Origin of the sequence: Pseudorhodobacter sp. (assembly GCF_034675685.1) — a bacterium.
Classification (GTDB): Bacteria; Pseudomonadota; Alphaproteobacteria; order Rhodobacterales; family Rhodobacteraceae; genus Pseudorhodobacter.
In genome coordinates this window covers 93106-119632 of sequence record NZ_JAUCDA010000016.1, presented here as the reverse complement: position 1 = coordinate 119632, position 26527 = coordinate 93106, and the positions used below count along the sequence as shown (strand labels likewise).

The window sequence follows — 26527 nt, the reverse complement described above, 5'->3', positions numbered from 1 at the left end:
TCCTATTCCACCGAGGCGGCGGGTGTAACACTGTTATCCACCACGACAGCGGCCCCGCCGGTCAGGCGGTTCTGGCCGGCGTTGACCACCTCATCCCCGGCGGCGATTCCGTTGATGATTTCGACCATCCCACCCGAACGGCGCCCCACTTGCACAAATACCTGTGCGACTGTCAGCGTCTCAGCTTTGCGCAACACAAATACAGAATCGCCATACAGGCTAGAGGTGACTGCGGTTTGGGGCAGCGCCAGCACGCCATCCTCGGTCGGCAGCGCTACCCTGATCCGCAAGAATTGGCCGGGGAACAATTTGCCCTCGGTCCCCTCAATCAACGCGCGCAGGGTCACCAGACGCGACACAGGATCGACACGGGGTTCAATCGCGATGATCTTGCCGCTGAATGCCATATTCCCCGTCTCGGTCTGCGCGGTTAACCCCATCCCGATCGCCAGGCTGGTAATTTGTTGTTCTGGAATGGTAAATTCCGCCTGCATCTGTTCAAGGTTCTGCAAGGTCGCATAAATCGTGCCGGGCGTTACATACTGCCCCGCCTCGATCCGCGAAATGCCGATCACCCCGGCAAACGGTGCTGTCATTTCCTTTTGGTCAAGAATCGCTGTCAGCCTTGCCACCTGCGCACGCGCGTTCTTTTCCTGTACCTCGGCGGTATCAACGGTGTTGGTGGTGCTGATCCCGCGTTCCTGCAAGGTTTTGTTGCGGGCCAATTGGGTGATCGCCAGCTCTAACGAGGCCTCTGCCGCGCCCAGATCGGCGCGTTCGATCCGCTCATCCAACTGCACCAATTTCTGGCCCGCAGTCACTTTTTCATTCGCGCTGAAGGATACATTGCGCACCAGCCCCGCGGCTTCGATCGCCAATTCTACACCCTGTGCAGCAAGCGCGGTTCCAACCGCATCAATCCCGCTGTTCCAAACCATCGGCTCGGCCGTGACGGTTGAAACGGCGACCGGCGGTGGCGTCATGCCGGCAAAGTATTGCGCAATCATCTTGTCGCGAAACAGGTTAAACCCCACGATGCCGCCCACAATCAGGGTCAACAGTACAATGGCAATTGCAAGGCGTTTAATCATGTGAAAATCCCGTTCTTATACATCCACAGCATCCAAAAGTCTGGCGGCAGCCCCCTGCTATGACACAGGGATTCAGATATTGCCAGCCAGACCCTTACGGCAATTCCGGGAAAGTTTCACAGCAGCCACCGACCCTTTATCGCGCAAAATATGCCCGGTTATGCCCTTGCCCGTCGTGGTGCCAAAGCGCCCAGCCTTGAAACGGGCATATCCATAGCGTTTCACCTGTGAAACACAGCCCGCCACATAACACGTTGAAATCTTTGATTTCAGGCAAGAATATGAGAGCAAGGTTCAACGCTGAACGCTTTGACATTACCGGAAAGCTGATATTCAGGTTGGATATATGCCAAGCCAAAGCCAAGCCGCACTCTATGCCGCTGCCTGTTTCGAGGCGCCTTCGGGGGCAGTTCATCGTGCCAAAACAGCGCAAACTTCCCAACGTCCTGTTCGGGGTTTTGGCCCCCCAGGCCTGATGGCACATTTGCGAAAAAGCCGGTTGCTTTTTTGCCTTATCCGACAATGGCTTGGGTTTATGGGTCAGCCCTTGGGCCCTGAAGATGTCACAAGGTCGTAAACCACAAGCGCTGTCGTCAAAACGGCGATGGCGATCAAATCGAGGCTGGGAACGGCACGAATCAAAATGCCGATAAACCCCGCAAAGGCCACAAAAGCAAGGATTGCCAAGGGTCGGTTCATGCCGTCACTCCTGCTGTGTCGATCCAATCGTAAAGCCATTGCGCGGTGCGCAGCAAGCGCGCATCGCCACCGCGCGGGCCGATAAGCTGCACCCCCAGCGGCATGCCCCCCACCTCAAGGATAGGGACTGTAACTGCCGGTGTTCCGCACAGGGTCCAGACGCCGTTGAAAATCGGGTCGCCGGTGGTCTCCATAGCCGGTGCCGGGCCAAGCGCTGCTGGACACAAGATCGCGTCACAGCGCTGGAACACCTCATCCAGCATCGCATTCAGCGGTTTGGGCCAGTCCAAAGCAGCAATATAATCGCGCGCAAGGATGCTATTGCCTTCGGCAATCGCCGCCGTCAGCGTTTCGGACAGCCCGCCGCGCACCCCATAAGCGTGATAACAGCGCGCCATTTCCGCAAGGTTGATCCGGCGGCGTTCGGCCTCGGCCTTGGCGAACAGGTCGGGCAAGGTGATCTCGAATGCCTGATCACCCAGCGCCTCGGCCAGCTCATCAATCGCGGCAAGCGTTTCGGGCGCGGCCCGCTCCGATCCCGGCATCCGCAGCACGGCAAAGATTGGCGGCAGCGGCACGCCCGCCGCAACCGTGCGCAACAATCCGGGGGGGGGGCAGCGGCATGTCGCCCAACTGGGGCGCGAACAGCACATCACACAGCAGCGCCGCATCGCGGGGGCTGCGGGCAAAGACGCCCATCGTGTCAAGGCTTGGTGCCTGGGCCAGCACGCCTTGGGTCGAAATCGCGCCAAAGGTTGGCTTGAAGCCAGTTGTCCCACAAAAAGACGCGGGCCGGATAACCGAACCGCCGGTCTGGGTGCCAACCGCCAAGGGCACCATGCCCGCCGCCACCGCCGCCGCCGAGCCAGCCGAAGACCCGCCGGGGGTGCGGCTGGCATCATGCGGGTTGCGCGTGACCGACGGCGCCATGAAGGCCAGCTCTGTCGTTACGGTTTTTCCCAAAATCAGGGCGCCCGCCGATTTCAGCCGCCCCACCAGGGCCGCATCCAGCCGTGGCACCCGGCCTGCATCCAGCGGCGTGCCGTTTTCGGTCGGAATGCGCGCGGTGTCGATCACGTCTTTCAACGCGACCGGAACCCCGTGCAAGGGCCCGATGGCCCGCCCGGCGCGGCGCATGCCATCCATCGCCTCGGCCTGACGACGAATATGATCGGCATCATACCACGCAAAGGCGCCGACCTCTGGCTCTACCGCCGCAATTCGCGCCAGATACGCCTCGGCGACATCGGCCACCGAGGTTTCCCCCTTGGCCAATGCGTCACGAAGGGCGACAGCGCCCAGCTTGATCCAATCAACTGCCATAGAATTTATTCGGCAGATAGAACACGATTTCAGGGAAGATATACATCAAGACCATCGCGATGAACACGCAACCAAGAAACGGCATGCAGCCCGCAAAAATCTGCGTCAGCTTCACCTCTGGCGGGGCGATCCCTTTCAGGTAATAGGCCGACATGGCCATCGGCGGCGTCAGGAAACTGGTCTGCAGGTTCAAGGCGACCAGCACCCCGAAAAACAGCGGGTCAATTTCAAAGATCAGCAGCAGCGGCAGGAAAATCGGCACAAAGATGATGATGATTTCCGACCATTCCAGCGGCCAACCCAGCAAAAAGATGATGATCTGCGCAAGGATCAGAAACATCAGCGGCGACAGGTTCAGCGATTGCACGAATTCGCTGATAACATGCTCGCCCCCAAGATAGGAGAACACCGAGCTGAAAGTATAGGAGCCAACAAACAGCCAGCACACCATCGCCGTTGTTCGCAGCGTCAGATAGACGCTTTCGCGCATCCGCTGCCACGTCATCGCGCGGTAGACAAAAGCCAGCAAAATCCCGCCCAGCGCCCCGATAGAGGCGGCCTCGGTCGGGGTGGCAAGGCCGAACAGGATCGAGCCTAGAACCGCAAGAATCAAAAACGCCAGCGGTACGAAAGAGGTGACCATCATCATCACCAACTTTGCCGTTGGGACGTCTGGCACCTCATCCTTGGTGGGGCGAGGGGCAACGCTGGGCTGCAAGATCGAGCGCCCGATCACATAGGCAAGGTAAAGCCCGGTCAGCGTAAGCCCCGGCAACAGCGCCCCGGCATAAAGCCGCACGATCGACACATTCGACGCGGCGGCATAAACGATCAGCATGATCGAGGGCGGAATAAGAATGCCAAGCGTACCACCGGCACAGATAATCCCGCTGGCAAAGGCCGGGTCATAGCGCGCCTTCAGCATCGCGGGCAGTGCCAGCAGCCCCATCAAGGTTACCACCGCCCCCACAATCCCCGTTGCCGTGGCAAACAATGCGCAGGTGATCAGCGCCGCCACCCCCATGCTGCCCGGCATGCGGCGCGAGGCGATGTTCAGCGTGTCGAACAGCCGGTTCACGATATTCGCGCGTTCAACAATATAGCCCATGAACAAGAACAGGGGTACGGCGGTCAGCACTTCATTGCTCATCACATTATAGGTCTGATTGACGAACAGATCGAATATTCGACTGTTGAACAGCCCCTCCCACCAGGCGTTGACCTGATCCCACCATGATGTCGTATCGAGGTCCAGCCGATCATAAGATCGCCACATCCGGCGCGCATCGAAATAGGCATAATAGCCAAAGCCAATACCCATCGCCATCAGGGTAAATGCAATCGGAAAGCCAAGGAAAACAAAAACAATAAACAGCCCCAGCATGAACAGGGCGACCTGTGGATCGGTCATGGATGGGCGTCCTTTTCGGCTTTATTCGCCTGTTTCATCAAAAGGTCTTCGGTCTCGAACACGTCTTCTTCTGCCTCCAACCACTCGCCGGTGCGGATACAGTGAATGCAGCGAAACACCTCGGCAATGCCTTGGATCAACAGCAAGATACCGGCCACCACGATGACCGTCTTGAACTGGTAAATCGGGATGCCCGCCGGGCTGCTGACCGACACCTCACCATATTGCCAGGATCGCGCCGCGTATTTCCAGCCTGCGAAAATCAGCGCCAGCACACCGGGAAAGAAGAACAGGAAATACAGCACCAGATCAACCCGCGCCTGCCAACGATTTGGCCAAAGCCGGTACAGAAAATCGCCCCGCACATGGCCCCGCCGTGACAGGGTATAGGCCCCGCCCATCATGAACAGCGTGCCATACATGATAAAGGACAGGTCCAACGCCCAAGCGGTTGGACTGTTCAAGACATATCGAACGAAGACCTCATAGCCCGTACCAACCGACATAAAGACGATCAGCCACGCAAAGGTTTTGCCGAACCATGCGGAGACCGCATCAGCGAACCGGATATAGCTGTACATTAGAAATTCCCCAAGATAGGAAAGGCCGCCCCCGCCACAGCGGGCAGGGGCGATACCGTCAAAGCTTCAGACGCTCGGGGAAATAGTGGTTATACGCGAGCGCATAATCCGGCGCGTTCATCAGCTCATAGAACACCACGTCCTTGACCCAGGCGCGCTGGCTGTCCAGACATTTCTTCATGAAGGGATCGGCTTCCAGCTCGGGGATCAACTCATCCCAGGCCTTGATCTGTGCCTCCAGGATTTCGTTCGAGGTGCGCACGATGTTCACGCCCGCCTCTTCCTCCAGCCATTTCAGGTCGGCAGAATAGCGGCGCGCAGCCTTGGCGGTGTTGGCAGTCGAAACGGCCTCGACCCCATGGATCAGAATGGCTTTCAGATCCGGCTCCATATCCTCCATCAACAACCCGTTGAACAGGAATTCAAAGCTTTCCGACGCTTGGTGATATGACGCCAGCAGATAGTTCTTGGCCACATCCTGCGCACCAAAGTCACGGTCGGACGACGGATTGTTGAATTCAAACGCGTCGATCACGCCCCGCTCCATCGCGGGCACAATTTCACCACCCGGAAGCTGGGCCACCGACATGCCAAGCTTGGCCATCAGATCGGCAGCAAGACCGACGGTGCGGTACTTGAATCCCTGAAGTTCCGCCACGCTGGTAACCGGGTTCTTGAACCAGCCAAAGGGCTGCGCCGGCATCGGAAACGCCATGTAACCATCAATATCGAGGCCCATGATGTCGCGCGTCAGCTCATCATACAGCGCCTTGCCGCCACCTTCATAGAACCAGTTCATCATGGTGGTGGCCGAGCCGCCAAACACCGGGCCAGTGCCAAACAGCGACGCGGCCTTGTTCTTGCCGTACCAATATACCGGCACGTCATGGCCAATATCCAGCAAGCCGTCATTCACCGCATCCAGCACCTGAAACGCGCCAACAACCGCCCCTGCCGGCAGCAAGTCAATTTTCAGGCGTCCACCCGCCATCGCCTCAACCCGCGTGACGTAATCTTGCGCCATCTCTTGCCAGACGTTGGACGATGGCCACGCAGATTGCATCTTCAGCACACGCGGGGCCTGCGCCATAACTGCCGGGGCCGCCAATGCGCCGATGCCCGCAGCACCACCGCCAAGCGCGGTTTTCCGCAGAAATGACCGTCGGCCCATGTTAATTGCATTTGTCACGTCAATCCTCCCAGATTATCAAGCCAGATGTTACTCTACACTACCCACTACCTCGGCACAAAAAGCCACCAACGCAGGGGCTTTTTTCTCAGGATAAGCACTCTCTCCCGGGTGCCTTTCCCAATTCCCTCATATGTGTAGGTTGGAATTTCAAGTGAGTAAACATATATTCTGATCGGCGAATTTCTGGGGCCCGGTCATTCGCCCCCGCCTATCGGGCAGGGGGGCCACTATGCGGGGCGGCGCAGGGGCGCGCGTTCAAAGATGCGTAAAACCTAGTTTGGCTGTAGTCGCCACCACGACCACAGCCTGTTTTGGGTCTTTGCAAGGCTTTGCCACCTTGTCACGCCAGCCGTTCTGGCGGGACTGCGTTCGGGGCTACGTTAGGGGCCAAAACCCGCAAACCGTCAGGCCCCCGTTTTCAGAATGCCTTACCCGGTTGTACCCCGAATTTTGCAAAAAGCCGCGCCACCGGGCAAAAACCGGTAAACGCCGATTGAAACAGGTTTGCACCGATAAAAACGGTGAACCAGACAAAATGGGGCGAAACCCAAGATGTCAGCGCAACTGAGACAAGAACCATAGCGCCGGCAAAGGCGAAGATGACGCGATCCAGTGACATTGGTATATTCCTTTCGTATTCGTTGGGACAGCTTACATTCATAAATTACAATATCAAGTTCCGTTCGCTTTCACTAGGGCCTCAATAGGTTTGACGCAAAAAAACCGCGAAAGAGGCGCTTTTGTCGCGCCTTTCAAGGGCCGCTTTGCCAGATGCTTTCATCTCTGGCACAGGCCCGCAGCTAGCGCAGCCACAGCCCGCCGATGACATCGCGCGCCACCCGCTGCGCCACCCACATCGCCAGCGCCCACCCCGAAATCACTGCCAGCGCCACACCAAACCAAACGCCCCAGATATCAAATTCCAAAATCCGCACGAACACCCAAACAAATAGGGCAACTGCAATACCTTGGCGATAAATCCCGATCCACAGCGTCCAGATCGGCTTTTGCAGCGCTTGCAGCAAGGAATTGATCGAGAACAGCATCATATAGAACGGCAAGACAAACCCGTCGACATGCAGATAGCTGACGCCGACGCGAACGACCTCGGGGTCGCTGGTAAAGGCCCCCATCGCCCATTCCCCACCAAACCAAAGCACCGGGCAGGCCACCGCCATCATCGCAAACCCCAGCTTCCAGCAAAAGAATACCGCTTCGCGCACACGCGCATGATCCCCCGCGCCAAAATTCTGGGCCGCAATCGGTAGCAATGCCCCGGTCATGCCCAAAACCGGCAGCAGCATAATCTGCTCTACCCGCAAGGCGATGCCATAGGCCGCAACCGCCGATCCGCCAAACCCCTTAAGGTAAAACTGGATCACAAAGCCGGTCATGAACATCACCGCTATCGACAGGCTTGTCGGCAACATCTGCCGTAAAATCGCGCGATAGAGTGCCGGATCGGGGATAAACTCGGTCCCACTCAGCCCTTTCATGATCCCGCGACCGAACAGGCGGTACATGATATACAGCATCACCCCGGTCTGGCTGACCACGGTAGACGCGGCAATACCGTTGAACCCCATGCCGGGCACCACCCCTGGCAGCCCGTAGATGAACAAAGGATTCAGCACCACATTCGCAAAAAATGCCACAACAAGGGCGCGCTGCAGCGATTTTGTGTCACCCCGCGCCTGCAACACGCCATTGCCCGCATAAGCCAACAAGAACCCCGGCAGGGCAAAGATCAGCCAGACAAAATAGTTGGTCCCGGCATCCCTATACGCACCCGGCTTGGACACCACCGAAATCAGCGCAGGCCCCAGCCACACCGCCACCACCATCAAAGCGGCCGTCAAAACCACCCCAAGCCCAATGCCCTGCACAGCCAGCCTGCGGGCGCGGGCCTCATCCTTGCCGCCCTTTGCCTTGCCCACCAGCGCGCTCATCGCCGCACCAAGGCCAAAACCGACCGCCATATTGATGAAAAACGCCTGGAACCCCACAGCAAGCCCTGCCTGTGCCTGCGTGGAAATCTGCCCCGCGAAATACACGTCCACCACGTTGTACAGCGTGGAAAACAGCATCCCGATGGCAGCCGGCAAGGCCAGGCTGCGAAAATGGCCAGAGATTGCCCCTGTCGTCAGATCACGATCAATCGCGCCGCGCGCCATTGTGAACTACCCTTCTGTCTTGCCCTCATCTTCAAACGAAGGGTCACGGCCTGCGCTGGCGCTTAGCTGCCCACCACTACCCGCCGATAACGCAGCGAAGACAGCAGCGCCAGACCAATGACCCCCGCCCCCAACAGGCCGGTAATGGCCTCGGGAATATGCATCAGGGTTTGCGCGAACATGATCACCGACAAGATCAGGATCGACCAGAACGCGCCATGCTCAAGATAGCGAAATTCAGCAAGGGTTTGGCGCTCGACCAACATGATGGTCATCGACCGCACATACATCGCCCCGATACCAAGCCCGATGGCAATAAGGAACAGATTTTGCGTCAGCGCAAACGCCCCGATCACCCCATCAAAACTGAACGAGGCATCCAGCACCTCCAGATACAGAAACGCGCCCAGCCCGCCCTTGGCCGCCAGGTCGGTCGCCTCTTCACTTGCGTCAAGCAGATGGCCGACCACTTCGACCGCCAGAAATGTCAGCAACCCCGACAGGCCCGCCAGTAAGAACACGCCCAGTTTCTCCTCGGGCAGCATCTGGGAAAAGCCAAGCATGACGCAGAGCACCAAGGCCACCTCCAGCCCGCGCACGCTGGCAAACCGCGCCATATGGCGTTCCAACATGGCAATCCAATGCACCTTTTTGCCGTCATCAAAGAAGTAGTTCAGCGCCACCATCATCAGGAACGCACCGCCAAACGCCGCAATACCGATATGGGCCTCGCCAATGATGCGCGCGTATTCCGTGGGCTGGGTGGCGGCAAGATGGATCGCCTGCCATGGGCCAATGCCCGCAGCAACCACCACGATCAGCAACGGGAATACAATCCGCATGCCAAACACCGCAATGATGATGCCCCAGGTCAGAAAGCGGCGCTGCCATTCGGGGGTCATATGTTGCAGCTTGTTGGCATTCACAATGGCGTTGTCAAAGGACAACGAGATTTCAAGAACGGCGAGGACAGAGCCGATCATCAAAAACTCGAACGCGCCGCCAAGATGGCCGGAATAGGACCAGCCAAGAAAGAACGCCAGAATCAGCCCGGCAGCCGTAAAGCCGAAGGCCCAGCGAAAATAGGCAAATGTCGCGGCCATAAACGGCTCCTTAAGGTCTTGCCATAGGTGGGGTATCGTATCGCAGGGGGCAAGCCCTGCTGCGAAATTTAGCGGATCGGGGCGTCGGGGGTTGGCAAAAGCAGCGCGCGCCCCCCATCGGCCAGAATTGACACCGCGCGCCCCTCAAGGACCACCGCCGTCAACGGCCCGCCATAGCCGGCAGAACTGTCAATGTTCAGGCGGTTACCATAATAGACTGCGCCCGCAAGCGCCGTATGGCCATGCACCAAAAGCCGGGGAAAGCTACCGCGATAGCCTAGAAAGGGATCGCGTATCCAAACCAGATCATCTTCGGCCTGATCCTTGATCGCAACACCGGGGCGGATACCCGCATGCACAAACAGCGCCTCTGCATATGCATAATAGGCGGGGCGGCTGGCCAGAAAAGCGCGATGTTCGGCAGGAACCGCTGCGACCGCCTCGGCATGAACCGGGGCCAAAGGCCGGTCACTGGCATTGGCAACCCCGTAAGAGGCCAAGGTGGGGCCGCCGCCGATACGCGGATGCAGATAGGAAAACTCTGCCCGCAGTCCGGGGTCTTGCGCGGTCGGATTATCAAGAAACAGCGAAAACATGCGGTCGTGATTGCCTTTCAGCACGACCCAGTTTTCACCCGCAGCGATGCCCCGCGCAAGATAGTCTATCACCGCCCGACTGTCGGGGCCCCTGTCGACCAGATCACCGATATGAACGACAGGGGCATCAGTATCGCCACACGCCGCTTTATCCTTGGCAATGCGGGCATGGGCCGCGCGAAGCAGGTCAAAATGGCCATGAATATCACCAATCGCATAGCTTCGCATCATAGGCTTTCCATGTGGAAGGGCCGGTGGGGCATCCATTGGGTTTGCACCAATGGCACAGCAAGGGGCGCCCCCCCGAAGTATACTACCCAGACAAATCTGCGGCGATCAGACCACATCAAACTCCAAAGGCTTGACCTGCTGGAACATGCCGGTCCCCTCCAAAAGGTCAACCACTTTCGGATTTATCGCCTGATCAAGGTACAAGATTGCAATCGCCTCTTGCCCGATACCAGAGCGGCCAAGGGTAAAGTTTGCAATGTTCACCTCATTCTTGGCCATGGTCATGCCCAACAGCCCGATGATACCCGGCACGTCTTCGTTGGTGGTGTACAGCATGTGACGGCCAATTTCAGCGTCGATGTTGATACCTTTGATCTGAATGAATCGCGGCTTGCCATCGCTAAAGCAGGTGCCCGCAATCGAGCGCTCGCGCTTGTCCGTGACCACGGTCAGCTTGATGAACGCATCAAAGGTGCCCGATTTTTCCTGCCGGGTGGTGGCAATCTGGATGCCGCGTTCCTTGGCGACCACGGGGGCGGACACCATGTTCACATCGGGGTTGGTGGCCTTCATGATGCCGGCGATCGCAGCACAGTTCAACGCGGCAAGGTTCATATCGGCGACATGGCCATCATAAAGCACGTTGATCGCCTTGATCGGCTCTTCCGTCATCTGGCCTACGAACGCGCCAAGATGCTCGGCCAGCTTCAACCACGGCCCCATCACAGCGGCCTCTTCGGCTGTGACCGAGGGCATGTTCAACGCGTTTTGCACGGCCCCCGTCAGCAGATAATCCGACATTTGCTCGGCGACTTGCAGCGCCACATTTTCCTGCGCTTCCGAGGTTGATGCCCCCAGATGCGGGGTACAAACCACGTTTGGCAGGTTGAACAAAGGGCTGTCGGTGGCGGGCTCGGTTTCAAACACATCAAACGCAGCCCCCGCGACATGGCCAGATTTCAGCGCTTCGGCCAGTGCGGCCTCATCAACCAGACCGCCACGCGCACAGTTGATGATCCGCACACCGGGCTTGGTTTTGGCCAGTGACTTTGCATCCAGAATGTTACGGGTTTTATCGGTCAGGGGCACATGCAGGGTGATGAAATCGGCACGGGCCAGCAGCTCATCCAGCTCTACCTTGGTCACGCCCATGGTTTTGGCGCGCTCCTCTGACAAGAAAGGGTCATAGGCGACCACCTTCATATGCAGGCCCAAAGCGCGGTCGCAAACGATACCGCCGATGTTGCCCGCACCAATAACGCCAAGGGTTTTGTTGAACAGTTCCACCCCCATAAAGCGCGACTTTTCCCATTTCCCGGCATGGGTAGAGGCGTTGGCTTCGGGCAATTGGCGCGCGGTGGCAAACATCATCGCAATCGCATGTTCGGCGGTGGTGATGGAATTGCCGAAAGGCGTGTTCATCACGATCACGCCTTTCTTTGACGCTGCCGGAATATCGACGTTGTCAACGCCAATCCCCGCCCGCGCGATCACCTTCAGGCGGTCGGTGTTTTCCAACAGCTTGGCCGTAACCTTGGTGGCGGACCGAATGGCCAGACCATCATAATTGCCGATAATCTCGGCCAGTTTTTCCTTGTCCTTGCCCAGCTTGGGCATGAAATCCACATCAATCCCGCGGTCGCGGAAAATCTGGACAGCGGTTTCAGAGAGTTCGTCAGATACGAGAACTTTGGGGGCCATGTTCGGCGCTCCTATATATAAAGAATTGGCGGTGTGGGGTGGGGCACTGCCCCACCACGCAGAAGTCAAAGGGCGGCGATTTCGGCCTGAAATGCCCAGTCGATCCATGGCATCAACGCAGCGACATCGGCAGTTTCAACCGTGGATCCGCACCAGATGCGCAGGCCCGGAGGGGCGTCGCGGTACGCGCCGATATCCAGCGCCACGCCTTCCTTTTCCAGCCGCTTTGCCACGGCCTTGGCAAAGGCAGCGCCATCGGTGATGCGGGCATCCACGAACTTCAAACACACCGAGGTCGTCGAGGCAGTCACCGGGTCAACCGCCAGATTTTCTATCCAATCATGCGCCGCCACGAAATCTGCCACCGCCGCCGCATTGGCATCGGCCCGCGCGATAAGCCCTTTCAGGCCGCCGATGGATTTGGCCCATTTCAACGACACAAGGTAATCTTCAACCGCCAGCATCGAAGGCGTGTTGATCGTCTCGCCCTTGAAAATCCCCTCAATCAACTTTCCGCCCTTGGTCATGCGGAAAATCTTGGGCATTGGCCAGGCGGGGGTATAGGTTTCCAGCCGCTCTACTGCGCGGGGCGACAGGACGATCACGCCATGCGCGCCCTCACCGCCCAGCACTTTTTGCCAGGAAAACGTCACCACATCCAGCTTGTCCCACGGCAAATCCATCGCAAACGCCGCCGAGGTTGCATCGCAGATCGTCAAACCCGCGCGAGCCGACGGAATCGCATCGCCATTGGGCAGGCGCACGCCGCTGGTCGTGCCGTTCCAGGTGAACACCACGTCCTTGTCAAAATCAACCTGCGCGAAATCCACGATCTCGCCGTAAGGTGCCTTGCGCACCACCGCATCCAGCTTCAACTGCTTGACCACATCGGTCACCCAGCCCTCACCAAAACTTTCCCAAGCCAGCATTTCCACGCCACGCGCGCCCAACAGCGACCACATCGCCATTTCTACAGCGCCGGTATCCGAACCGGGAACGATGCCGACGCGGTAACCTTCCGGCAGGCCCAGAATCTCGGTGGTCAGTTCAATAGCCTCGGCCAGTTTGGATTTACCCACAGCCGCACGGTGCGAACGGCCCAAGGGCGCATCAGCCAGCATATCAAGGGAATAATTGGGGATTTTGGCGCAGGGGCCGGATGAGAATCGTGGATTCGCAGGCCGAAGCGCCGGGGTCGTGCCAGTCATGTGGTATCCTCACAGATAAATGCCCTTCGTTGGGGAAGGGTGTCCCACTGCTGCATCTACGCCTTCGGAATGTCTGGCACAAGCAGGAAAACTGTCGTAAAGCGTCGCATCGACCGGAAAAAACGACACGCCCTCCCCTATCGGAAATTTCCATGTTTACAGCCACGCTTTTGACGAACCCCAACACCCCGGTTCTGGACCGCACGACCGTTGAATCCCTGCGCAATGCCTGGGGTGGCGGTGACGCTGTTTGGCTGAATCCGGCAATTGCCGCCGAATTTCCGCTGGAGGCCAAGCCGGCAAACCTGTGGGACGCCTGGGCGGGCATGCAGGCTTTGGGCATTGATCTGATCGTGCAGCCCAGCGCGAATCGCCGCAAGCGCCTGCTGCTGGCCGATATGGACAGCACGATGATTCAGCAAGAATGCATTGACGAACTGGCTGCCGAGGCCGGCGTTGGCAAACAGGTAGCAGGCATCACCACCCGTGCAATGAATGGTGAATTGGATTTCAATGATGCTTTGCGCGAACGGGTCGCCCTGCTGAAAGGCTTGCCCGCGACAGTGATTGGTCAGGTTCTGAAAACCCGGATCACCCTCATGCCCGGCGGCCCGGCGCTGCTGGCAACCATGAAGGCAAATGGCGCTTATGCGGCCCTTGTGTCAGGTGGCTTCACCGATTTCACCCGACATATCGCGGCGCAACTGGGGTTTGACGAAAACCGCGCCAACACGCTGCATATTGACAACGGCCAGCTAACCGGCACCGTCGCCGAGCCGATTTTGGGGCGCGAGGCAAAGGTGCAGGCGCTCAACGACATCGCCGCACAGATGGGCATCGCGCCGTCAGACGTGATTGCCGTTGGCGATGGCGCGAATGATCTGGGCATGCTGGGCCTTGCAGGTATGGGCGTGGCGCTGCATGCCAAACCAAGTGTTGCCGCCCAATGTGATATCCGTATCAACCACGGCGATCTGACGGCGCTTTTATATCTGCAAGGCTACGCCGTCAGCGATTTCGTCTAACCTCTGATTCGATCTTGGCGAAAAGGCCGATGACGTTTCGCGCTTTGCAGTGCAGTGCCGCAGGGCCCCATCTGGCAGCAGGCGCTACTGGCCCCAGTCATGCGCCTGCATTTCCCGCAAACGGCTTGCCGTCCGTTCAAATTCAAAACTGCCCGCGCCTTCGATATATAACCGCTCCGGCTCATCTGCAGCCGATGCAATAAGCCGTACCCGCGCCTCATAAAGCGCGTCGATCAGGGTCACAAAACGCTTTGCCTCATTATAGTTGCTGGCTGAAAGCTGCGGAATGTCTTCCAGGATCAGCACACGCACGGCCTGTGCAACCGCCAGATAATCCGCAGGGCCCAAGGGTTTGGCGCATAATTCCCAAAACGTCGCCCGGCCCACGCCATTGGCAAAGCGCGGCAACTCCACCTCGCGCCCATTCACGGGCAGGCGCAACACCTCGTCGCCACCGCCCGACAGGTCGGCCCAGATCGCGTCAATCTTGTCCCGCGCCTTGCCCGCCGGGTGGAAAAAAACCTGCGCGCCTTCTAGCCGGTGTTGGCGGTAATCATTCGGGCTTTCCAGGGCCACAACCTGCATCCGCTCGCGCAGCAGGCTGATAAACGGCAGGAAAATCGCGCGGTTCAACCCATCCTTGTACAAATCCTCTGGCACCCGGTTTGAGGTGGTCACAACCACAACCCCCGCCGCGAACAGCTTTTCAAACAAGCGCCCGACAATCATCGCATCGGTGATATCGGTGATCTGCATCTCATCAAACGCCAACAGGCGCACATCGCGAATGATCGCCGCTGCCACAGGTTCCAAAGGGTCATCAACGCCGCGTTTGCGCGCCGCAAAGATGCCCTGATGAATTTCTTGCATGAAGGCGTGAAAATGCACGCGCCGCTTGGCCGGCGTATCGGTCGCGGCGACAAACAGGTCCATCAACATCGACTTGCCACGCCCCACACCGCCCCACAGGTAAAGCCCCTTTGGCGGTGCTGCCTCCTTGCGAAACAAGCCCGCCAGCAACCCGGTCTTGCGTTCTCCCTGCGCCTCGGCCCAGACCCGCAACGCCTCCAGCAGCGGCAAGACCGCCTGCTGCGCCGGATCGGCCCGCAAGCTGCCCTCGGCGATTTTCGTTTGGTAGATTTCGGTCAGTGTCTGGCGCATGGCAGGCACTTAACGCGGGTTTTACGACATTACCAGAGCGGCCAAGCCAGTCAGCGCAAACATAAGCACTGTCAAACCCACCAAAATATGCCGGTCCCGCTGATAGTCAGACCCCGTTACAAACGCGGCAAAGCTGCGAAGCGTTGCGGCAAGGCCCGGATAGCAGCTGCCGGTTTCCGCCACGGCCCGCGCCCGCAGCTTGAACAGGCAGCGAAACATCTGCAAGCCCCACAGCAAAAAGACCACACCCTGCAGCCCCAACAAAACGATGACAGCGGCGCTCATTTACGCTGTTTCATCCCATGATCGCAGTCGTTTCACAGGGTTATCTCCATTCCATCCGCGCCCACATCAACCCTGCCGTTCCATTCACGGGCCACCTGCGAAAGCCACTGTTGCGAACCGATAGTCAGGTCATCTGCGGGCACCAGATGGTTCAGCACCAAACGCCCCACACCCGCCGCCGCCGCAATTCGCCCCACATCCTCGGCCTTGGTATGCGAGGCATAGAGGTGATTGCGCAGCTTGTCACCCAGCCCGGTTTTGGCGATGATCGTTTCTACCCCTTCGGGCAACAGCGCCTCATGCACCAATAGATCAGACCCTTGGGCAAAAACCGCAAGCGGTGGAAAATAGGCAGTATCGCCGCTGAACGTCACCGATTTCGTGCCGTCGAACCGCAGGGCAAAGCAATCCTTGATCGGCGGGTGCGGCACCCGCAAGGCCTGCACCCGCAACGGGCCTGCCATGACCACGCCCTCGTCATAGACCGCCACGGTCACCAATTCCTCCAGCGGCCTGCGCCCCTCATCATACACCCTGGTCATGGTGTCATAGGAAAGCGAGGCCATGAACCCTGCCCAATACTCTTCAATGCCCGGCGGGCCGTACACGGTGACAGGGGTTCCAAGGCCGGTGGTCCAGGCCGTATGGATCAGCGGCCCAAGTTCCAGCAAATGATCCGAATGCAGATGGGTGATGAAAATCAGATCCAGCGTCTTGAGGTCCATCCCAGCCTCGACCAACCCCTTGGTCACGCCCAGTCCACAATCCACAACCACGCGCCGCCCGTCCAGCTCCAGCAAGCTAGAGGTGGGCATGGCCCCGCCCGCCCGAATGGCAGGCCCGCCCTTGGTTCCCAATAGCACCACTCGATTCATCTTGCCCTCCTTACCCCGAAAATTCTGTGTAATACCGTTTCGCCTTTAACTTGAAACACAGCCCATCACATAGCGCGTTGAAATCCTTGCTTTCAGGCAGCGGTGGTTTGGCCCGGTTCAAGGCGAACCGCTTCAAGCTTCAATCTCTGCGGTAAACCCGCCAAAGATCATGCGCCTTGCGTCCATTGGCACTTGCCGCATCAACGCCCCCATTGCCGGGTCTGCCATCGCCGTTTCGATCACGGCATCCCGATGCGCCCGATCCCGAAAGGTCATGAACGCAAAGACGGGCAGCTCGCCCCTCTCGCATTTCACCGCAAGCGGAAAAGATGTAACCTTGCCCGTCGGCACATTCTCTGGTCGTGTTTCCACCACCGACACAGCACCGACCCCCAACGCCTTCCACATGGGGACCATTTGCGCTGACACCGCAAAATATTCGTCCAGTTTATCGCGTGGCACGGGTACAACAAAAATTTCATAATAGGTCATGCTGGGCCTCCCTAGCTTGCACCCTAGCGCCTCTGTCAGCGCGCGTCGAACCAAAATTAAGCCACCACAGCACCTTACCCGACCCTGACAAAACCATGCAAACGCCTGGGCAAAGTCTGGGCCCTGAAAACCACTGCGCCACCGCTTGCCGGGCCCTGGAACACAAACGGCCCGACAGCCGCGCTTGCTGTGCGATCTGTCGCGCAACGTCACCTGATCACAAGACTTGCGGTAGCATGGCCCAGGATGCAGTCTTGATCTCGACTCGGGGCGCGGCTGCATCTTTGCCCCCACATGAAAATCCCTGACGGCAGTTCAAATTGCCCATCCTGACACCCACCAACCCAAAGGCTAATCCCATGACCGATATTGTAATCCTCTCCGGCGCCCGCACAGCCATCGGCACCTTCGGCGGCTCGCTGTCCGGCTTTGCCCCGATCGACCTTGCGGCCCATGCAAGCCGCGCCGCAATCGAACGGGCAGGCATCCGCCCGGATCAAATCGGTCAGGTTGTCTTTGGGCATGTCATAAACACCGAGCCACGCGATATGTATATCAGCCGGGTTGCGGCCATCAACGCAGGCATCCCCGATACGACGCCGGCGATGAACGTCAATCGCCTTTGCGGCTCGGGGGCGCAAGCCGTGGTTTCGGCCACACAGGCGCTGATGCTGGGTGATGCCGATTTCGCCCTGGCCGGCGGCGCGGAATGCATGAGCCGCAGCCCCCATATCCTGCCTGCTGCCCGCTGGGGCCAAAAGATGGGCGACACTTCGGCCATTGACATGATGACAGGGGCGCTGACCTGCCCCTTTGGCACCGGCCACATGGGCGTGACGGCCGAAAATATCGCCGCCGAATCCGGTATCTCGCGCGCCGATCAGGATGCGTTTGCGGTGCAAAGCCAAACGCGCGCGGCGCATGCCATTGCGGCGGGTTATTTCACCGATCAAATCGCCCCGATCGAGGTGAAAACCCGCAAGGGCGTGACTGTGTTTGATACCGATGAACACCCCAAAGCCTCCAGCCTTGAAACGCTTGCAGGCCTGCGCGCGGCGTTCAAGAAAGACGGCACTGTCACGGCGGGCAACGCCTCGGGCATCAATGACGGCGCGGCAGCGCTGGTCCTTGCCCGCGCCGATGCTGCGGATAAGGCGGGGCTGAAACCCCGCGCCCGCATCCTTGGCTATGCCACCGCAGGCGTGCGACCCGAGGTGATGGGCTACGGCCCCATACCGGCAGTCAAGGCGCTAATGCAGAAAACCGGGCTGAAGGTCAGCGATTTTGATGTGATCGAATCGAATGAGGCCTTTGCGGCACAGGCGATTGCGGTCACCAATGCGCTTGGGCTTGATCCCAGCCGCGTCAACCCGAACGGCGGCGCCATCGCCCTGGGTCACCCGGTTGGCGCGACCGGGGCAATCCTGACCGTCAAAGCGCTTTATGAACTGGACCGCAGCGGCGGCAAAATCGCCCTTGTCACCATGTGCATCGGCGGCGGCCAAGGCATCGCTATCGCAATCGAACGACTCTAAAGCGTTTCGCCTTAAACCTTTTTACAATCAGGATTTCCTTTGAGGCTGGCACCTGGGAAGGGGGGGAAACCCCCTGGCCCCAGGCGCCGGACAAAGGCACAGACGCTTAGCGCAAACGCACCTTCGCGCGCGCGGATCGCCCAATTCCGTCGATCACCGACAAAACCACAAACCCCGGCCCGAGGCTTGGCACTACGGCCTCGCGCGTGCGCGCGGCCACCACCACAGGCCGCCCATCGGCAAGCCAGGTAAACGGCCCGACGCCACCGCGTACGCGCAACAGCAAGCCGTCAGCCATCAGTTCCACCTCGGCCCCATCAGGCGGGAAAGCAACGGCTGGCGCATCCGCCACCGCAAAGGCGGCGGCGCGTGACCGGAACTGCCGCAACGGCTGTGGCAGTGCGCCATTGGCCACCATCAAGGTCGCAGCAGGCGGGGCTGGCAACGGCTCCAGCCCGCGCTTTAGGCGGGCAAAGGCCTGAAACAGCACCGGGGCAGCCAGATCACCGCCAAAAGCCCCCGGCACCGGCGTTCCATCGGCGCGGCCCATCCAGATGCCGATCACATGCGCGCCATCAAACCCGATTGCCCAGGCATCGCGGTGGCCATAGCTGGTCCCGGTTTTATAGGCCAGACGGTTTGCAGGCGCGCCCGCAGGCGGCGGCATGCCCGACAAAATATCGCCCACCTGCCATGCTGCGACCGCCGATAGAACCCGCGCGCCCTCAACCGCCTCACCCGTTACCCGCAAAGGCCGCGCCACGCCGCCCCGCGCAATCGCGGCGTAAAGGGTCACCATATCTTCCAGCGTCACGCCCAAGCCGCCAAGCGCTATCGCCAGCCCCGGCTTGCCCCCCGGCACCTGCGCCTCCACACCCGCGCGGCGCAGGGCGGCCAGCAGTTTGGCAGGACCAATGGCATCGGTCAGCGCCACCACCGGCAGGTTCAGCGACAATTGCAAAGCCTCACGCAGCCGCACCATCCCGCGAAAAACCTTGTCGAAATTCTGCGGCGCGTAGCCACCAAAATCCATCGGTCTGTCTTCGATCAGGGTTTCAGGATGCGCCAAACCTTCATCAAAGGCCAAACCATAGACCAAAGGCTTCACGGTGGATCCGGGGCTGCGCAAGGCCCGCGTCATATCGACAAAGCCTAGCCGGGCGTCGGCGCGATAGGCAGATGAGCCCACATTGGCCAGCATCTCGCCCGAGCGGTGATCGGCCACCACAATCGCCACTTGCAGCCGGTCGCCATGTGCGGCCACGGCCTCAACTGCCAGGCCTTCCAGCCGCGCTTGCAGGCTGGCGTCAATCGTCGTGCGGATCAGCGCCGCACCGGGGGTTGCCGCCACAACCCTATCTGCCAGATGCGGTGCAAGGGCCGGGAAATCGCGCCGCGCCACCGGCACCGCCTCGCGCAGCGCAGCGCGGCCCTGATCGGGTGCAATCACACCTGCACCAACAGCCCGCGCCAGCACTTTTTCCCGCGCCGCACGCGCCGCTTGCGGCATGCGATCGGGCCTGCGCCCCTCGGGCGATTGCGGCAAAGCCACCAGCAAGGCCGATTGCGCCGGGGTCAACCGCCGCGGTTCCTTGCCGAAATAGGCCAAAGACGCGGCGCGCACCCCTTCCAGATTGCCGCCATAGGGCGCGATCTGATAGTATAACTGCAAAATCTGCTGCTTGCTTAACCGCCGCTCCAGCGCCAGTGCCACGCGTGCTTGGCGCAGCTTGCCTGCCAATTGCCCCGTACCGCTGGCTTCCAACAACCGCGCAACCTGCATCGTCAAGGTTGACCCGCCCGAGACAACACGACCATAGCGCACCGCCTGCGCCACGGCCCGCGCCATCGCCCAAGGGTCCACCCCTGCGTGGCTGTAAAAGCGCTTATCCTCATAGGCGACCAGCATCGCGGTAAAGCCCGGGTCTACCGCGCCCATCGCCGCCGCCATGCGCCAGCGCCCATCAGCGACCGTATAGGCGCGCAACAGACGGCCATCGCGGGCCAAAACCTCAACCGAGGTTTCAATGCCCAGACCGGGCAGCACCGTTGCCTCCACCCAAAGGTCGCCCTGATCGCGTGCTATGGCCCCCACCCAAAGGGCAAGGGCCAGCACAACAAGCGACCGTGCCCTGAAAGGCCGGACGCGCAGCATCACTCGGTAATCATCACGCGGCCCGCATCGGTTTGCGCGCGGTAATCGGGGCGGTACATATCCTCAACCGAGGCTGCGGGGTGGTGGAAACTGCCGGGCGAAACCGCCCGCACCACATAGGCCAGCCGCAATTTGTCGCTGCCGCTCCAATCCACTTGCGAGATAAAGCGGTCTTGGCGGAACTCGGTATGTTCGGCATCATTTTGCACGTCGAGCCAATCCAGCCCGCCAACATCGCCGCCACGCAGCAGGTTGGGGTTGTCAATCTCAAACCCCGCGGGCAGTGGGTCGGCGATGATCAGCCGCGCCTCGGCTGTGCCAAACGGCACCACCTCCAGCAGGACGACAAAACGCTCACCCGCCGTCACGGCATTGTTCAGCATGACCCGCACGCCTTCCATCGTGTAATAGCTGCGCGTGATGGCATAGCCGTTACCGCCCGCAGGCCCCGGCACCTCTGGCACGCCGTAGGCCGTCAGCGTCAGGGTTGCGGGCTTGCCCGACCCATTTGCCACCGCCACCGATTGCGTATCGCCTGCCTTCAGCACCCGCACCAAAGGCCCATCGACCGCCGCACCGTTGAGTGTGATGCCATCGGTTCCGGGCCGGTCTATCAATGCATTGGCGGCCAGCAGCGTCCATGTCGCCTCTTGCGTTGACAGGCTGCGCCCCGTGGGCCGCAAGGCCAGCGCCAGCGCCTCACGGTCCAGCACATTGGACCCGGCCTCAACCGCCAGCGTCAGCACGGCTGCCGCATCACGGCGGCTGCTGCCATAATCGGTGCGGTAAACCTGCGGGTCATCATAGGTTTCAAACGACGCAAGCCGCGCGCCCGCCTTGCTGAACATCGCATCGGCCCGGCGCTGATCGCCGTAACTGGCCAGCGCCGCGCCCAGTTGCGCCTGCGCAATCGGCGTTGCAAAGGCGTCGGGTTTCACATCGGCATAATAGCGCAAGTCACCAATCGCCGCCGCCCCTTCGCGGGCCAGAACCATCAGCGCATAGGCCAGCGCCTCACCGCCGCTATCAAAGTCCGAAGTGTAATTCACCCGATTGCGCAGATTATCCAGGGCCGAGCGGAAGGCGATATCGGGCACGTTATACCCTTGCGCCTTGGCACGGCTAAGGAAGTCGGTCACATAGGCATCCAGCCAGGCATCGCCCTGGCTTGGCCCCCAAAGGCCAAAGCCACCTTCAGACCCCTGGTTGGTCAGCACCTCGGCCACGGCCTGAGAAATTCGGGTGCTGATATTATCGGCCCCCTTCAACTGCATCGCCTGCGCCACCTGATCAAAATAGATCAACGGCAGGGCGCGCGAGGTGATCTGTTCCGTACAGCCGTAAGGATAGCGGTCCAAAGCTGCCAATAGCCCCGGTGCATCCAGCCGCGCAATCGGCCCCACGGCCATGGTGGCAAGGCCAGAGCCGGGCGCAAACCCGTCAAACGCTGTCTCATCCAGCGTAAAGGTCTGACCTGCGGCCAGTTCCAGCCGCGTGGTGCGGGCTATTTCAGGGTCGCCCCGTTGCACAGGGATTTGCAACTGCTTGGTCAGCACCTTGCCATCCGGCGTGGTCAGCGCAATGGACACGCTTTGCAGCCCCTCTGGCCCGGCGACCACAGGCACCGAAAACACGGCCTTGCCACCTTGCGCCAAATCAAAGCCCGACGGCACATCGCCCAGCGCCAAACCGTTCGCCGTAACATCCAGCCCCATGCGGCCCACCGGCCCCTTGGCATGCACGATTTCCAGCAGCACCCGGCTTTCATCGCCCGGCGCCATGAAGCGCGGCACGGATGCGGTGACGACAACAGGGTCACGCACCAGCACATCCGCCTCGGCCTGCCCGACGCCGCGTTTGGACCAAACAACCGCCATGACGCGCACTGTGCCATTGAACGATGGCAGATCAAATGTCGCGCGGGCATAACCATCGGCCCCCACTGTCACCGGCCCGGTGAAATAGGCCACCAGTTCCTCGGTCGGGGGCGGCGCCTCTAGCCGTGCCTGCCCTGCACTGTCACCGCCCGAGCGCACGGCCCCCGGCGCGCCGTTCAGCCCGTCAATCAAACGGCCGTAAACATCACAAATCCCCACGCCCAGCTTGCGCTGACCAAAGTAATGGCCCTTGGGGTCGGGCGATTTGAACGCGGTCAGGTTCAAAATACCCACATCCACCGCGGCAATCGTGGCATAGGCGGTATCGCCGGCAACCACCCCATCAACCTTGACGGCGACCTCCATCGGGCCGCGAGGTGCGACCTCGGCGGCAACCTCGACCACCGCACGCAGCGCCTTGTCGCCGGGGTCAATGCTGGCATGGGCAAGGCCCATGGCGCGGGCCGGATTCCGGCCAGCGGCCACATCCATCGGGCGCAGCACCGACGCGGTAACATACACCCCCGCGCCCCAATCGGCAGTCACCTCCAGCGGGATGATATTCTCACCCATCCCCACCTCAACCATTTTCATCGTCACCAAACGGTTTGACAGCACCGAGATCAGCGCCGTTCCCGCAGCCCGCGGCACGATCCGCAATTGCGCCACCTCGCCCGGCTTGTAGGCGGGTTTGTCCAGCGACAGTTCCAACGTATCGGGCGTGCTGGTCACATCGGCGGGCGCATACCAGCCAGCATAAAAGCGGCTGTTGGTAGAGGCATTGCCACCATCCACCTGCGACACCACCAGTTCATATTCCCCCCATTGCACCGGGGCGGAAAGGGTAACAGGGGCAGCGCCAAGATCGGCCCGCCCGTCGGCGATACGTTCGCGGCTGGTCACCGGCTCCCAATACCAGCTTCCGTATTCCTGATACCATTGATAGCGGGTGTTGATGCGCGAAAGTTCCCATTTCACGGCCATCGGCATCGGGCCTTCATTTGGCCCCACGGCCACAACCGAAAACTGCGCGTCTGTACCTTCGGCGACCACATCCTCAAACAACGGCTTTACGCCAATCATCGCGGCGGCAGGCTGCAAGGCGCGGGTGATGCGCCGTTCCACCGGGCGGCCCGACCCTTCGGCAATGCGGGTCACCACGATGATTTCCAAGGGGCGCGCCGGATCTGGTACATCGGTCATTGTCAGGGGCACAACCGCATGGCCATCGCTATCGGTCACTTCACCGCCAAAGCCTTCAACCCGCGTATGAAACTCCTCCTCGGTGCGGCCAAACTGATAGCCGGGAAAGGCAGCAAGCCCTTTGGCAACGCGTAAAATCACATCGCCCTCTATCGCCAGATCGGCACCGGCTGCACCGAACAGATATTTTGCATCAACCGTCAGATCGGGCCTATCGCCAAGGCGGATTGGACCCTCGGGCAAGGCCAGGGTGAAATCAATCCGCTCGGGCAAGAAATCCTCAACCAGAAAGGTCATGGCGGCAAGCGGGTCTGCATCCAGATCGGCCCGCAGTTCCAGCCGCCAAACGCCGCGCGGGGCGCTGCCTGCGATAGGCAAGGCAAACACATGGCCACCGCCGCCCGCATCCTCGGCCAGAGCGCGCGAATACTCTACACCATCGGGGCGCTTTACGATCGCGGTCAAGGGCAGGCCCTCAATCGCCAGCGCCTCGGTATCGCGGGACAGGGCTGTGGCATAAACCGTTTCGCCCGCGCGGTAAGCGCCGCGATCGGTGGTCAGAAAGACATCAATCGGCGGGGCAGGCTCTCGGCCCTCGACCCCGCGGTCTGACAGGTCAAACTCGGGGTCGGTCAGCGACAAAAACGCCAAGTCATCGCTGCCATCCTTGGCCACCACCATCGCAGGGGCCAACGCCCCGGACCCGCGCGTCAGTGCTGCCGGAAACATCGCATAGCCCTGCGCATCGGTTTCGACCGTGCCCAGCACCTCATTGCTGCGGCTTAACAATTCCACCGCAACCCCCGGCTTTGGGCCCGCCGTGCCAAGACTGCGCACCACCACATGCAACCCGTCAATGCCGCCAAGCGAGGTAATCCCGAGGTCGGAAACCACAAACCACTGCCAGCCCGGTGCAAAATCGCTGCCGTCCTTGCCCTGTATTTGCGCCCGCAGCGCAAAAATTCCGGCCCCTTGCCCGGCCAGCGGTTCCGCCATCGGCAGGCGGGTGGTCATATCCTTGTTCACCTCAACCGCCAGATCGGCCTCACCTTTCCAAACCTCGGCACCCACACCCCGTGCAAAGTTGTCCTCGCTCCAATAAGAGATCGGTTCGCTGAAATAATTCCCCTGAATGGCGCGCAGAATGTTGCGGTCACTGACCCGGTACAGCGTCAGATCAACCTTTGCCGCATTCACCGATTCCACCGGCAGCGCCGCATCATTGCCCACTTTGGGCAGCACATAGGCCCGCCCCGGAAAGCGCACCGCTGGCGTGCGATCCCGCACATAGGCGGTGATCGTGACCGGCTTTACCGTGGTCTGCCCATCCGCTGCCGGAATCCCCGCGCGAAAGGTCAGGCTGTGGCGTTCGCCATGCGTCACCCCTTCAACGCAGAGCATCTGATCACCCGCCTTCTCAACCGTCAGGCCCGATTGGTCCATCTGCACGAATTTCTCAAAATCCACGCCGGTTGCGGCCAGATCATCCGAAAATGTCGCGCAGATCCTTGGGCGGGCGGAATCGGATTGCACATCATGTTCGGTAATCCGAAAACCGTATTTCGCAATCGCCTTGTCCAGCGCTGTCTCGGTATCGGTGCGCGGCTGAACCTCTTGCGCCAGACGCAGCGCAGACACCATGTCGCTGCCCCGCTTTTGCTCTTCCAGCAGTTCCGCCATTTCCACCAGCAAACTGTGGCGCAGACCGGCGTTATCCGTGCGCAAATAGCCGTTGATTGCGGCGCTAAACGCGCGTTCCTGCAGCTCGCTTCTGGAATTGGGGTTGCTGTTTGCCGCCCTTCGCAGCAAGCGTGCGTATTCCGCCCAATCACCCGCCGCATCGGTGATATTCAACGCCGCCCCGACAAAGGCACTGGCGCGCAAAACGGTGCCTTTCGATTCCTCATTGGCCGCCGCGTCCAGATGCTCTTTCGCGCTCCACGGCCCGGTCAGATGCCGCGCCGCAAGCCCGGCCGCCAACGCGGTTGCTTGCGACACATCACCCGGCCGCAGAAACGCAAGCTCTGCCGCGCGGGTTTGCGCCCTGTCAGCCGCCCCCGGTGCCGCTTGCATCACAAAGGCCGAAAACGCCCCGGCATAATCGACAGGCGCGCCGGGGCCCGCCTTCAAAAAGCACGATCCGTTGCGAGAATTGAAGGTGAATGCGGTGCAAATGGTGTTCGCCGCACAGGCTTTCTGGCAGGATTCCAGCACCGTATCGAACAAAGACGCAATATCACCCCCCGGAAGATCCACATCACGCGACATCACAAAACGCTTTTCGGGAATCAGGTCTTGCGCCGCCACAGTGCTGGGCATCATCATCGCCAGCGAGGCAGCCACAATACCGCCAAAACCCATATTTTTCAAAAAACTCATCCTAAAAACCTCCAACAAACGCCCGTTTAGCAGTTGCCCGCCCGGCAACCCATCACAGGGCCCGCTTTTCATGGACAGAAAGCCCGCAATCTTGCTGCAATCCTGCCACGAGGCTTTCCACAATAGCAAGGATTCTGCCGAATCCTTTACGGATTAACCATCGCTTCATCTTGTTGGGCGAATGTCAGGAGGTTGCAGGGGCAGAATGCCCCAATGCACTGAATTCTTGG

Annotated in this window: 21 protein-coding genes; 2 read left to right on the top strand and 19 right to left on the bottom strand. The window is 60.1% G+C overall.

From position 1 onward, the window contains the following. Window positions 1–2: 2 nt before the first annotated feature. From VDP61_RS12000 to VDP61_RS11940, 13 genes are all read right to left on the bottom strand, one after another. Window positions 3–1091, bottom strand: coding sequence for an efflux RND transporter periplasmic adaptor subunit (locus VDP61_RS12000; protein WP_323007120.1), 1089 nt, complete (start codon window positions 1089–1091; stop codon window positions 3–5). 540 nt (window positions 1092–1631) lie between these two features. Continuing rightward, window positions 1632–1790 carry a hypothetical protein gene (locus tag VDP61_RS11995; protein WP_323007119.1) on the bottom strand — a complete coding sequence of 53 codons (159 nt, stop codon included), beginning with the start codon at window positions 1788–1790 and terminating at the stop codon, window positions 1632–1634. Continuing rightward, a complete protein-coding gene (locus tag VDP61_RS11990; RefSeq protein WP_323007118.1) occupies window positions 1787–2335 on the bottom strand; it encodes an amidase family protein in 549 nt (182 codons plus the stop codon). The genes VDP61_RS11995 and VDP61_RS11990 overlap by 4 nt, the downstream gene beginning before the upstream one ends. Beyond that, complete coding sequence (locus VDP61_RS11985; protein WP_323007117.1) at window positions 2289–3113, bottom strand: amidase; 825 nt, start codon at window positions 3111–3113, stop codon at window positions 2289–2291. The genes VDP61_RS11990 and VDP61_RS11985 overlap by 47 nt, the downstream gene beginning before the upstream one ends. Continuing rightward, complete coding sequence (locus VDP61_RS11980) at window positions 3103–4524, bottom strand: TRAP transporter large permease subunit (protein ID WP_323007116.1); 1422 nt, start codon at window positions 4522–4524, stop codon at window positions 3103–3105. Before VDP61_RS11980 ends, VDP61_RS11985 begins: the two co-directional genes overlap by 11 nt. Beyond that, complete coding sequence (locus tag VDP61_RS11975) at window positions 4521–5105, bottom strand: TRAP transporter small permease subunit (RefSeq protein WP_323007115.1); 585 nt, start codon at window positions 5103–5105, stop codon at window positions 4521–4523. Before VDP61_RS11975 ends, VDP61_RS11980 begins: the two co-directional genes overlap by 4 nt. Before the next feature lie 58 nt (window positions 5106–5163). Beyond that, a complete protein-coding gene (locus VDP61_RS11970) occupies window positions 5164–6276 on the bottom strand; it encodes a TRAP transporter substrate-binding protein (protein WP_323007535.1) in 1113 nt (370 codons plus the stop codon). Between the two features lie 439 nt (window positions 6277–6715). Further along, window positions 6716–6916, bottom strand: coding sequence for a DUF2892 domain-containing protein (locus tag VDP61_RS11965; protein ID WP_323007114.1), 201 nt, complete (start codon window positions 6914–6916; stop codon window positions 6716–6718). Between the two features lie 181 nt (window positions 6917–7097). Beyond that, complete coding sequence (locus VDP61_RS11960; RefSeq protein ID WP_323007113.1) at window positions 7098–8471, bottom strand: MATE family efflux transporter; 1374 nt, start codon at window positions 8469–8471, stop codon at window positions 7098–7100. A 62-nt stretch (window positions 8472–8533) separates the two neighbouring features. Then, window positions 8534–9574 (bottom strand): DUF475 domain-containing protein, encoded by a 1041-nt coding sequence (locus tag VDP61_RS11955; RefSeq protein ID WP_323007112.1) that lies wholly within the window; start codon window positions 9572–9574, stop codon window positions 8534–8536. Between the two features lie 68 nt (window positions 9575–9642). Continuing rightward, on the bottom strand, window positions 9643–10398 hold the full coding sequence (locus tag VDP61_RS11950) for a metallophosphoesterase (RefSeq protein WP_323007534.1): 756 nt from the start codon (window positions 10396–10398) through the stop codon (window positions 9643–9645). A gap of 108 nt (window positions 10399–10506) precedes the next feature. Next, window positions 10507–12102 (bottom strand): phosphoglycerate dehydrogenase, encoded by a 1596-nt coding sequence (gene serA / locus VDP61_RS11945; RefSeq protein ID WP_323007111.1) that lies wholly within the window; start codon window positions 12100–12102, stop codon window positions 10507–10509. Window positions 12103–12167: 65 nt separating this feature from the next. Next, complete coding sequence (locus VDP61_RS11940; protein WP_323007110.1) at window positions 12168–13310, bottom strand: phosphoserine transaminase; 1143 nt, start codon at window positions 13308–13310, stop codon at window positions 12168–12170. A gap of 152 nt (window positions 13311–13462) precedes the next feature. Here VDP61_RS11940 and serB point away from each other — a divergent pair, with 152 nt between their 5' ends. Next, window positions 13463–14335, top strand: coding sequence for a phosphoserine phosphatase SerB (serB, locus tag VDP61_RS11935; RefSeq protein ID WP_323007109.1), 873 nt, complete (start codon window positions 13463–13465; stop codon window positions 14333–14335). Between the two features lie 84 nt (window positions 14336–14419). On the opposite strand, the gene zapE is transcribed toward serB, so the two are convergent. The 4 genes from zapE to VDP61_RS11915 all read right to left on the bottom strand — a co-directional run bounded on the left by zapE (window position 14420) and on the right by VDP61_RS11915 (window position 17148). Further along, window positions 14420–15496 (bottom strand): cell division protein ZapE, encoded by a 1077-nt coding sequence (gene zapE, locus VDP61_RS11930; RefSeq protein ID WP_323007108.1) that lies wholly within the window; start codon window positions 15494–15496, stop codon window positions 14420–14422. A gap of 21 nt (window positions 15497–15517) precedes the next feature. After that, on the bottom strand, window positions 15518–15781 hold the full coding sequence (locus VDP61_RS11925) for a hypothetical protein (RefSeq protein WP_323007107.1): 264 nt from the start codon (window positions 15779–15781) through the stop codon (window positions 15518–15520). A gap of 32 nt (window positions 15782–15813) precedes the next feature. Further along, window positions 15814–16656, bottom strand: coding sequence for an MBL fold metallo-hydrolase (locus VDP61_RS11920; protein WP_323007106.1), 843 nt, complete (start codon window positions 16654–16656; stop codon window positions 15814–15816). Window positions 16657–16788: 132 nt separating this feature from the next. After that, window positions 16789–17148, bottom strand: coding sequence for a DUF1428 domain-containing protein (locus VDP61_RS11915; protein ID WP_323007105.1), 360 nt, complete (start codon window positions 17146–17148; stop codon window positions 16789–16791). Between the two features lie 359 nt (window positions 17149–17507). Between VDP61_RS11915 and VDP61_RS11910 the strand changes: the two genes are divergently transcribed. Next, a complete protein-coding gene (locus VDP61_RS11910; protein ID WP_323007104.1) occupies window positions 17508–18683 on the top strand; it encodes an acetyl-CoA C-acyltransferase family protein in 1176 nt (391 codons plus the stop codon). A gap of 106 nt (window positions 18684–18789) precedes the next feature. Here VDP61_RS11910 and pbpC read toward each other — a convergent pair whose 3' ends face one another. After that, window positions 18790–20838: a penicillin-binding protein 1C gene (gene pbpC / locus VDP61_RS11905; protein ID WP_323007533.1), complete on the bottom strand. Its 2049-nt coding sequence runs from the start codon at window positions 20836–20838 to the stop codon at window positions 18790–18792. Continuing rightward, entirely contained in the window at window positions 20838–26297 is a 5460-nt protein-coding gene (locus VDP61_RS11900; RefSeq protein WP_323007103.1) for an alpha-2-macroglobulin family protein, read from the bottom strand. The genes pbpC and VDP61_RS11900 overlap by 1 nt, the downstream gene beginning before the upstream one ends. Between the last annotated feature and the right edge of the window lie 230 nt (window positions 26298–26527).

Coding starts and splice junctions, on each gene's coding strand:
- VDP61_RS11975 (WP_323007115.1), bottom strand. CDS start 5,105: ATGTACAGCTATATCCGGTTCGCTGATGCGGTCTCCGCATGGTTCGGC.
- VDP61_RS11960 (WP_323007113.1), bottom strand. CDS start 8,471: ATGGCGCGCGGCGCGATTGATCGTGATCTGACGACAGGGGCAATCTCT.
- VDP61_RS11940 (WP_323007110.1), bottom strand. CDS start 13,310: ATGACTGGCACGACCCCGGCGCTTCGGCCTGCGAATCCACGATTCTCA.
- serB (WP_323007109.1), top strand. CDS start 13,463: ATGTTTACAGCCACGCTTTTGACGAACCCCAACACCCCGGTTCTGGAC.
- VDP61_RS11990 (WP_323007118.1), bottom strand. CDS start 2,335: ATGCCGGGATCGGAGCGGGCCGCGCCCGAAACGCTTGCCGCGATTGAT.
- VDP61_RS11920 (WP_323007106.1), bottom strand. CDS start 16,656: ATGAATCGAGTGGTGCTATTGGGAACCAAGGGCGGGCCTGCCATTCGG.
- VDP61_RS11915 (WP_323007105.1), bottom strand. CDS start 17,148: ATGACCTATTATGAAATTTTTGTTGTACCCGTGCCACGCGATAAACTG.
- pbpC (WP_323007533.1), bottom strand. CDS start 20,838: ATGCTGCGCGTCCGGCCTTTCAGGGCACGGTCGCTTGTTGTGCTGGCC.
- VDP61_RS11925 (WP_323007107.1), bottom strand. CDS start 15,781: ATGAGCGCCGCTGTCATCGTTTTGTTGGGGCTGCAGGGTGTGGTCTTT.
- VDP61_RS12000 (WP_323007120.1), bottom strand. CDS start 1,091: ATGATTAAACGCCTTGCAATTGCCATTGTACTGTTGACCCTGATTGTG.
- VDP61_RS11955 (WP_323007112.1), bottom strand. CDS start 9,574: ATGGCCGCGACATTTGCCTATTTTCGCTGGGCCTTCGGCTTTACGGCT.
- serA (WP_323007111.1), bottom strand. CDS start 12,102: ATGGCCCCCAAAGTTCTCGTATCTGACGAACTCTCTGAAACCGCTGTC.
- VDP61_RS11995 (WP_323007119.1), bottom strand. CDS start 1,790: ATGAACCGACCCTTGGCAATCCTTGCTTTTGTGGCCTTTGCGGGGTTT.
- VDP61_RS11970 (WP_323007535.1), bottom strand. CDS start 6,276: ATGGGCCGACGGTCATTTCTGCGGAAAACCGCGCTTGGCGGTGGTGCT.
- VDP61_RS11965 (WP_323007114.1), bottom strand. CDS start 6,916: ATGTCACTGGATCGCGTCATCTTCGCCTTTGCCGGCGCTATGGTTCTT.
- VDP61_RS11980 (WP_323007116.1), bottom strand. CDS start 4,524: ATGACCGATCCACAGGTCGCCCTGTTCATGCTGGGGCTGTTTATTGTT.
- VDP61_RS11950 (WP_323007534.1), bottom strand. CDS start 10,398: ATGCGAAGCTATGCGATTGGTGATATTCATGGCCATTTTGACCTGCTT.
- VDP61_RS11985 (WP_323007117.1), bottom strand. CDS start 3,113: ATGGCAGTTGATTGGATCAAGCTGGGCGCTGTCGCCCTTCGTGACGCA.
- VDP61_RS11900 (WP_323007103.1), bottom strand. CDS start 26,297: ATGAGTTTTTTGAAAAATATGGGTTTTGGCGGTATTGTGGCTGCCTCG.
- zapE (WP_323007108.1), bottom strand. CDS start 15,496: ATGCGCCAGACACTGACCGAAATCTACCAAACGAAAATCGCCGAGGGC.
- VDP61_RS11910 (WP_323007104.1), top strand. CDS start 17,508: ATGACCGATATTGTAATCCTCTCCGGCGCCCGCACAGCCATCGGCACC.